The 8,763-nt window shown below is 68.0% G+C and carries 7 protein-coding genes; 4 read left to right on the forward strand and 3 right to left on the reverse strand.

The window, feature by feature from the left end:
• The first annotated feature begins 47 nt into the window (after nt 1-47).
• Both ACSHWB_RS27615 and ACSHWB_RS27620 read left to right on the forward strand, forming a co-directional pair.
• Nucleotides 48-776, forward strand: coding sequence for a thioesterase II family protein (locus tag ACSHWB_RS27615; protein WP_439656197.1), 729 nt, complete (start codon nt 48-50; stop codon nt 774-776).
• A 73-nt stretch (nt 777-849) separates the two neighbouring features.
• Nucleotides 850-1,887, forward strand: a complete 1,038-nt coding sequence (locus ACSHWB_RS27620; RefSeq protein ID WP_439656198.1) for a GDP-mannose 4,6-dehydratase — start codon at nt 850-852, stop codon at nt 1,885-1,887.
• A gap of 72 nt (nt 1,888-1,959) precedes the next feature.
• Here the strand turns inward: ACSHWB_RS27620 and ACSHWB_RS27625 are convergent, their stop codons facing one another.
• The 3 genes from ACSHWB_RS27625 to ACSHWB_RS27635 are packed head-to-tail and all read right to left on the reverse strand — an operon-like array spanning nt 1,960 to nt 6,099.
• Nucleotides 1,960-2,445 (reverse strand): hypothetical protein, encoded by a 486-nt coding sequence (locus tag ACSHWB_RS27625; protein ID WP_439656199.1) that lies wholly within the window; start codon nt 2,443-2,445, stop codon nt 1,960-1,962.
• A gap of 43 nt (nt 2,446-2,488) precedes the next feature.
• On the reverse strand, nt 2,489-4,375 hold the full coding sequence (locus ACSHWB_RS27630) for an ABC transporter ATP-binding protein (protein ID WP_439656200.1): 1,887 nt from the start codon (nt 4,373-4,375) through the stop codon (nt 2,489-2,491).
• Entirely contained in the window at nt 4,372-6,099 is a 1,728-nt protein-coding gene (locus ACSHWB_RS27635) for an ABC transporter ATP-binding protein (protein WP_439656201.1), read from the reverse strand. The genes ACSHWB_RS27630 and ACSHWB_RS27635 overlap by 4 nt, the downstream gene beginning before the upstream one ends.
• A gap of 101 nt (nt 6,100-6,200) precedes the next feature.
• Here ACSHWB_RS27635 and ccrA point away from each other — a divergent pair, with 101 nt between their 5' ends.
• Both ccrA and ACSHWB_RS27645 read left to right on the forward strand, forming a co-directional pair.
• Nucleotides 6,201-7,520, forward strand: coding sequence for a crotonyl-CoA carboxylase/reductase (gene ccrA, locus ACSHWB_RS27640; protein ID WP_439656202.1), 1,320 nt, complete (start codon nt 6,201-6,203; stop codon nt 7,518-7,520).
• Nucleotides 7,521-7,534: 14 nt separating this feature from the next.
• Nucleotides 7,535-8,749 carry a cytochrome P450 gene (locus ACSHWB_RS27645; protein ID WP_439656203.1) on the forward strand — a complete coding sequence of 405 codons (1,215 nt, stop codon included), beginning with the start codon at nt 7,535-7,537 and terminating at the stop codon, nt 8,747-8,749.
• Nucleotides 8,750-8,763 lie beyond the last annotated feature (14 nt).

Here is an 8,763-nt window from a genome sequence, read left to right on the forward strand (position 1 = left end):
CCGTTTCCAGGCGTTTCCTCAGCCCGAACGGTGCTTGCATCGAGGCTGTGGCGTCCACACTCGATACCGATCTCTGGTTGCGGCGGCTGGCAGAGGCGCCCGCGGGAGCGCCCCGCCTGGTCTGCTTCCCGCACGCGGGTGGCTCGGCGAGCTGGTACCAGCCGTTCGCCCGGCACTTCGAGGGGCGCGCGGAGCTGATCGCCGTCCAGTATCCCGGACGGCAGGACCGCAGGTCAGAGCCGTTGATCGACGACATCCGCTCGCTGGCGGAAGAGATCGCGCCCCTGCTGCGCCGTGACCGCCCGCTGCACCTGTTCGGGCACAGCATGGGCGCGATGATCGCGTTCGAGGTGGCGCTGCGCAACGAACCGGACCACCTGTTCGTCTCCGGCCGTCGTGCGCCGCAGATCGAGCGCGACGACCGCGTGCACGAACGCGACGACGCCGGCCTGATCGCCGAGGTCCGCAAGCTGGCAGGCACGAACGCGCGGGTGTTCGACGACGAGGAACTGGTGCGGATGGTCCTCCCGGCGATCCGCGCCGACTACCGTGCCGCCGAGACCTACCGCTACCGGCCGGGCCCGGCACTGCGCTGCCCGCTCACGGCGCTGACCGGCGACGCCGATCCCAAGGCGTCGGTGGACGAGGTGGAGCGTTGGGGTGAACGCACGGACGGCGATTTCGCGCTCGAGGTGTTCCCCGGCGGCCATTTCTTTCTGTCGGACAACAGAAGTGCGGTCGCCGACTTCGTTTCCGGCGAATCCCCTAGTGCCTGAACCCCTAATTTTGCAAGGGATTCAGGTCCGTCCCGTGTCGGACCGAGCGGTAAGGCGATGAGAGGAAAACGGGATGACCAAGCGGGCACTGATCACCGGGATCACCGGCCAGGACGGGTCGTACCTCGCCGAGCACCTGCTCAAGCAGGGCTACGACGTGTGGGGCCTCGTCAGGGGACAGGCGAACCCCCACAAGATGCGGGTCTCGCGGCTCATGTCGGAACTGTCCTTCGTGGACGGTGACCTGATGGACCAGGCGTCGCTGGTGTCCGCTGTGGACCTGGTGCAGCCCGACGAGGTCTACAACCTCGGGGCCATCTCGTTCGTGCCGATGTCGTGGCAGCAGGCAGAGCTCGTCACCGAGGTCAACGCCATGGGCGTGCTGCGCGTGCTGGAGGCGATCCGCATCGTCTCCGGCCTGTCCAGCAGCCGCCACAACGGCGCGTCGTCCAAGAACATCCGCTTCTACCAGGCGTCGTCGTCGGAGATGTACGGCAAGGCCGCCGAGACGCCGCAGCGGGAGACCACGATCTTCCACCCCCGCAGCCCGTACGGCGTGGCGAAGGCCTACGGCCACTTCATCACGCGCAACTACCGCGAGTCGTTCGGCATGTACGCGGTCGGCGGGATCCTGTTCAACCACGAGTCGCCGCGCCGCGGCGCGGAGTTCGTGACCCGCAAGATCTCCCTCGGCGTCGCGAAGATCAAGCAGGGTCTGCAGGACAAGCTGGCCCTGGGCAACCTGGACGCGTTGCGCGACTGGGGTTTCGCCGGCGACTACGTCCGCGCGATGCACCTGATGCTGCAGCAGGAGGAGCCCACGGACTACGTCGTCGGCACCGGTGAGATGCACTCGGTGCGCGACGCCGTGCGCCTCGCGTTCGAGCACGTGGGCCTCAACTGGGAGGACTACGTCTACATCGACCCGGTGCTGGTCCGCCCGGCCGAGGTCGAGATCCTGTGCGCCGACACCAGCCGCGTGCGCGGCGAGCTCGGCTGGAAGCCGGAGGTCGACTTCTCGGCGCTGATGAAGATGATGGTGGAGGCCGACCTCAAGCACGTCGCCACCGAGCACCAGTACGGCGAACTGCTGGCCGCCGCCAGCTGGTAGAGATCCACCCTCCCGGATCCACAGCCGCTGTAGTTTGCGGCTGTGGATCCTTTCTGTTGCGCGGGGATTCGGTCAGGGCAGGTCGACGGCCCACCACGTCGCTGGGAGATCGGTCGGGCCGCTCCACGCCACGGCGAGGGTCAGCCGGGCGGTGCCGGAGGGTTCAAGCGCCGGCAGCGACCAGGTCAGCGTGCGGTCGTCGAGGAAGTGCACGGTCCACTCGAGGCCGAACTCCGCGGACAGCCGTTCCTCGTCCGGTCCGCCGACGGACACGACGGCGTCCGCGTTCTCCAGCGTGACGGCGTGAAGGCGCTCGCCCGAGTCCGGGCCGCCGTCGACGCCTGGCGCCGTCGCCGTCAGTCCGACGGTGACCTCCAGGCCGGTCACCGCTTCTCGTGCGGTGAAGCGCCACGCCGCCGTCCACAACTCGACAGGCGGATACTCGCTGGGGATCACGGCCTCGGTCTTCGTGATGCCCAGCTCCACCTCGGCGCCGTCCGCGCGCACGACGAACGTGACTGGGCCGAGCGGCGTGTCGATGCGCGGAGAAACGGTCATGCGCAGCAGCGTGACACGACGCCCGGCCAGGTGACGACCGATTTCAGGCTGAGTACAGCCGGGCGTAGAAGCCCTTGGCCGCCATCAGCTCCTCGTGCGTGCCGCGTTCCACCACGGCGCCCTGGTCCATCACGACGATCAGGTCGGCACCCCGGATCGTGGACAGCCGGTGCGCGATCACGAAGCTCGTCCGTCCTGCCCGCAGCGACGTCATCGCCTGCTGGATCAGGACCTCCGTGCGGGTGTCGATGGAGGAGGTGGCCTCGTCCAGCAGCAGGATCGCGGGCTGGGCGAGGAACGCGCGGGCCAGCGTGATCAGCTGCCGTTCGCCCGCGGACAGCCCGCCGTGCTCCTCGTCGAGCACGGTGTCGTACCCGTCGGGCAGCGACCGCACGAACCGGTCCACGCACATGGCCTTCGCGGCCTCGACGATCTCCTCACGCGTCGCTCCAGGCCGTCCGTAGGCGATGTTCTCGGCGATCGTGCCCTCGAACAGCCAGGTGTCCTGCGAGACCAGGCCGATGGCCGAGCGGAGCTCCTCGAGGGTCAGCGACGTGATGTCCGTGCCGTCCAGCAGGATCCGGCCGCCGTCGACCTCGTAGAACCGCAGCAGCAGGTTGCCCAGCGTCGTCTTGCCGGCACCGGTCGGCCCGACGATGGCGACGAGCCTGCCGGGCGCCGCGGTCAGCGACAGGTCGTCGATCAGCGGCTTCTCGGGCGTGTAGCGGAAGGAGACGTGCGAGAACTCGACGTGCCCGCGCACCGGGGCGACGGTCGCGGGCTTGGCGGGCGCCGGTGACTGCTCCGGTTCGTCCAGCAGCTCGAACACGCGCTCGGCGGAGGCGAGGCCGGACTGCAGCTGGCCGGAGAAGTTCGCGACGTCGATGATCGGCCGGGAGAACATGCCGGAGTACTGGATGAACGCCTGCACATCACCGATCGACACCGATCCCGATGCCACCCGCAGCGCGCCGACGACGGCGACGAGGACGTAGTTGAGGTCGGTGATGAACCGGGTCGCAGGCCCGATCAACCCGGAGATCGCCTGAGCGCTGAACGATGATCGGAACATCGTCTGGTTGCGTTCGGCGAACTCGCGCGCGGCCTGCTCCTGCCGGCCGAACGCGGTGATCAGCGCGTGGCCGCTGTACATCTCCTCGACGTGCGCGTTCAGCGCTCCCGTCGACTGCCACTGCTCGGCGAACTTCGGCATGGCGCGCTTGGAGATCCATGCCGCCAGCACCAGCGCGATCGGCACGCAGATCAGCACCAGCACCGCGAGCTGCACGGAGATCACCAGCATGATCGCGAGCACGCCGAACACCGAGATCACCGACGTGAGCATCTGCCCGATCGACAGCTGCACGGTCCGCTGCAGGTTGTCGACGTCGTTGGAGACGCGGGAGAGCACCTCGCCGCGCGCGTTGCGGTCGAAGTAGGACAACGGCAGCCGCGTCAGCTTGGCGTCGATCTCCTCGCGCAGCTTGAAGACGGCGTGCTGCACGATGTTGTTGACGACCCTGCCCTGCATGAGCATCGAGATCGATCCGATGATGTACAGGCCGAGGATCAGCAGCAACAGCTTGCCGAGCGTGTCGAAGTCGACGCCCTGGCCCGGTACGAAGTCGACGGTGCTGATGACGTTCGCGAGGGTGTCCTTGCCCTCGGCCCTCAGCTGGGCGAGGACCTGTTCCTCGGTGGCACCCGCGGTCAGGCCGCGGCTCACGAGGCCGGTGAAGATCAGGTCGGTGGCGCGGCCGAGGAGGATCGGGCCGAGCAGGTTGAGCCCGATCGTGACGATCGCGAGCAACCCGATGACCACGAGCCTGCCCCGGTACGGCGCCAGCAGCCCGAACAGTCTCCTGGTGGTGCTGGGCCCGCGGGGTTCCTCGAGTTCGGACCGGACTTCGGGATCGGCGAGCAGGGTCATCGGACGGTCCCTCCGACTGGCTGGGAGAGGGCGATCTCCCGGTAGGTCTGGTTGGTGCCGATCAGCTCGGCGTGCGTGCCGGAACCGACCACCTGGCCGTCCTCCAGCACGACGACGCGCGACGCCGCCTCGACCGTGCTGATCCGCTGGGTGACCAGCAGGATCGTCGCGTCGTGCAGCTCACGGTCCAGTGCCGCGCGCAGCCGGGCCTCGGTGCCGAGGTCGAGCGCGGAGAAGCAGTCGTCGAGCAGGTAGATCTCGGGGCGCCGCACCAGCGCCCGCGCGATGGCGAGGCGTTGCCTCTGTCCACCCGAGACGTTCGAGCCGCCCTGCGAGATCGGCGCGTCGAGCCCGAGCGGTCGCACGAACTCGGCGGCCTGCGCGATCTCCAGCGCGTGCCAGAGCTCCTCGTCGGTCGCGTTCTCCTTGCCGTAGCGGAGGTTGGACGCGATCGTGCCGCTGAACAGATGTGCCTTCTGCGGCACGTACCCGACGATCCGGTGCAGCACCGACGGGTCGAGGTCGCGGATGTCGGTGCCGTTGATCCGCACCTGGCCGCCGGTGACGTCGTAGAGCCGCAGCGCCAGCGACAGCAGCGTCGACTTGCCGCTGCCGGTGCTGCCGAGGATCGCGATCGTCTCACCCGGCCTGGCGGCGAGGCTGACGTCCCGCAGCACCGGTTTCTCGGCGCCGGGGTAGCCGAACGTGGCGCCGCGCAGCTCCAGGTGCCCGCGCTGGGCCATCTCGCGCACCGGGTTCCTCGGCGGCACGATGCTCGACTCGGCGTGCAGGACCTCGTTCACGCGGTTCGCGGACACGGCGGCTCGTGGTGCTTCGGTGAACACCAGCATCGCCATGATGATCGCGATGATGATCAACGTGACGTAGGACAGCAGCGCGAGCAGTGCGCCGAGCTGCATGGTGCCCTCGTCGATGCGATGACCGGAGAACCAGATGATGCCGATCGTCAGCACGTTCATCATCGTCATGACCATCACCGGCATCGTCGCCATGATCCGGCCGACCCGCCGCGACGTTCCGTACAGCTCACGGTTGGTGGCGTCGAACCGGCCGCGTTCGTGCTGGTCGCGGACGAACGCGCGGATGACCCGCATCCCGATGATCTGTTCGCGCAGCAGGTGGTTGATGCGGTCGAGATAGCTCTGCATGGCCTTGAAGAACGGCGAGAGCCGCTTGAGCATCAGGGTGAGGCCGGTGATCACGATGACGACCAGCGCGATCAGGATCATCGACACCGGAACGTCCTGCACCAACGCCAGCGCGACGCCGCCGACGCACATGATGATCGCCGAGACCGCCACGTCGGTGGTGGTCAGGACGATGCTCTGGACCTGCTGGACGTCGTTGACGGTCCTGGTGATCAACGACGGCGCGCCGATCTGGTCGACCTCCCGCGCCGACAGGTCCATGACCCTGCGGAACACCTTCTCGCGCAGGTCGCGGCCGAGGCTCGCGGACATGCGGGAGCTGAGCAGCATCGCGCCGCTCGCGGTGAGGATCTGCACGGCCGCGACCCCGAGCATCGTGAGGCCGGTGCCCCAGATGTAGCCGGCGTCGCCGAGGAGCACGCCGTTGTCGATGATCTGCGCGTTGAGCGTGGGCAGCAGCAGGGTCGCGGCGGTCTGGACCAGCTGGAGCACCACCAGGAGCACGAGTGTTCCCCGGTACGGCCGGAGGTGGTGGTTCAGGAATCGGGCGAGCACACGACCCAGCACACCTCAGTGGGCGCACCGGTTATCCCTAGACTTGCAGGGCTCGTTTCTCTCGGGCATTCCCTAGGGCAGGTCCTCCTACCTTGGGGTGCATGAGCGAAATCCTGAGCGCCATCGAATCTGACGACGCGGTGGCGCGGGACTTCGAAGCGCTACCGGTGCCCGAGAGCTACCGCGCGGTGGTGGTCGAGGAGAGCGACGCCGACATGTTCGCGGGCCTCCCGACCTGGGAGAAGGACCCGCGGCGGTCGCTGAAGGTCCGCGACGTCGCGACGCCGGAGCTCGCGCCGGGTGAGGCGCTGGTCGCCGTGATGGCGTCCGCGATCAACTACAACACCGTGTGGACGTCGATCTTCGAGCCGGTGTCGACGTTCGGGTTCCTGCGCCGGTTGGGCGGCAAGCACCAGCTGCCGTACCACGTCGTGGGGTCGGACCTGGCCGGTGTCGTGCTGCGCGTCGGGCCCGGCGTGACGGTGTGGAAGCCGGGCGACCGCGTCGTCGCGCACTGCCTGGACGTGCCGTTGGAGCGCCCGGACGGCCACAACGACACGATGCTCGACCCGCAGCAGCGGATCTGGGGCTTCGAGACGAACTTCGGCGGCCTGGCCGACCTGGCGCTGGTCAAGGCGAACCAGCTGATGCCGAAGCCCGAGCACCTGACGTGGGAGGAGGCCGCCTCGCCCGGTCTGGTCAACTCGACCGCGTACCGGCAGTTGGTGTCGACCAACGGCGGCAACATGAAGCAGGGCGACACCGTCTTGATCTGGGGCGCGTCGGGCGGACTCGGTTCGTACGCCACGCAGTTCGCGTTGAACGGCGGCGCGACCCCGGTCTGCGTCGTGTCCTCGCCGGACAAGGCCGAGATCTGCCGGTCCATGGGCGCGGAGCTGATCATCGACCGTTCCGCGGAGGGCTACCGGTTCTGGAAGAACGAGCACGAGCAGGACCCGCGCGAGTGGAAGAGATTCGGCGCCCGCATCCGCGAACTGACCGGCGGCGACGATCCGGACATCGTGTTCGAGCACCCCGGCCGGGAGACGTTCGGCGCCTCGGTGTTCGTGGCTCGTAAGGGCGGCAAGATCGTCACCTGCGCCTCCACGTCCGGATACCTGCACCAGTACGACAACCGCTACCTGTGGATGAACCTGAAGCACATCGTCTCGTCGCACTTCGCGAACTACCGCGAGGCCTGGGAGGCGAACCGGTTGGTGGCCAAGGGGAAGATCCACCCCACACTGTCCAAGGTGTACTCGCTCGACGAGACGGGACAGGCGGCGCACGACGTGCACCGGAACGCCCACCAGGGCAAGGTCGGGGTGCTGTGCCTGGCGCCGTCCGAGGGTCTCGGCGTGCTGGACCACGAGCTGCGCGGCGGAAACATCGACGCGATCAACCGATTCCGCTCCTCTTAGTGAAGGTTCCCGCTATGACGGAAGAAGTAGTCGCGCCGGCCTCGGCGTGCCCGTTCCCCTTCGCCCGTGATCCGCAGAACCCGCTCGACCTGCCACCGGAGTACGCCCGGCTGCGCGCCGACCGGCCCGTGCAGAAGGTGACGACACCGGCGGGCGACACGGCGTGGCTCGTGGCCAGGTACGCGGACGTGCGGGCACTTCTCGCGGATACGGAACGGTTCTCGGCCGAGGTGATGAACCCCGGCTACCCGCGCTACCTGTTCCCGGTCGACCCGCAGCCGGGCGCGTTCGTCACCGTCGACGCACCGGAGCACACCCGGTACCGGCGCATGATCATGTCGATGTTCACCAAGAAACGGGCGGAGGAAGTCCGTCCGGCGGTGCAGAAACTGGTGGACGAGCGCATCGACGCCCTGATGAAGGGCCCGCAGCCGGTCGACCTGGTCACGCACTTCGCACGCCCGATCCCGTTGACCGTCGTGTGCGAGCTGCTCGGCGTCCCCTACAAGGACCGTCTCGCGTTCGGCCGCTGGATCAACACGCTCGTCGAGACAACGTCGTCACAGGCCCACCGCAACGCCGCCGCGGGCGCTCTGTTCGGCTACCTGACGAAGCTGGTGGCACAGAAGGAGAAGACGCCCACCGACGACGTGCTCGGCCGACTGGTCGTGAACCAGATGGCCGCAGGCGAGCTGAAACGCGAAGAGGCAGTCGTCATCGGCATGATGCTGCTGTCGGCCGGGTACGACACCACGGCGTCGTCGATCGCGTTGAGCATCCTGACGTTGCTGGAACATCCGGAGCAGCTCGTGAAGCTGCGCGAGAACCCGGACCTGATCGTTGGCGCGGTCGAGGAACTGTTGCGGCATCAGAACGTCATGCAGTGCGGTGTCGGCCGGGTGGCCAGGGTGGACCTCGAGATCGCCGGCCAGCAGATCAAGGCGGGGGAGGGGATCATCGCCCTGCTCTCGTCCGCGGACCGCGACGAGAGCGTGTACTCCGACGCCGACAAGCTCGACATCACGCGCCAAGACTCCACGCCGCTGGCGTTCGGGCACGGCATCCACAGCTGCATCGCGAAGTTCCTGTCCAGGGTGGAGCTCCAGGTCGCGTTGCTGACGCTGATCACCCGGATTCCTACTTTGGCGCTCGCGAAACCGGCGGAGGAGCTCCGGTTTCGCGACGGCGCCATCGTCTACTCGCTGCGGGAGCTTCCCGTTACCTGGTAAGAGCTTCTTCGTTC

This window comes from Lentzea sp. HUAS TT2 (genome assembly GCF_051853195.1).
Classification (GTDB): Bacteria; Actinomycetota; Actinomycetes; order Mycobacteriales; family Pseudonocardiaceae; genus Lentzea.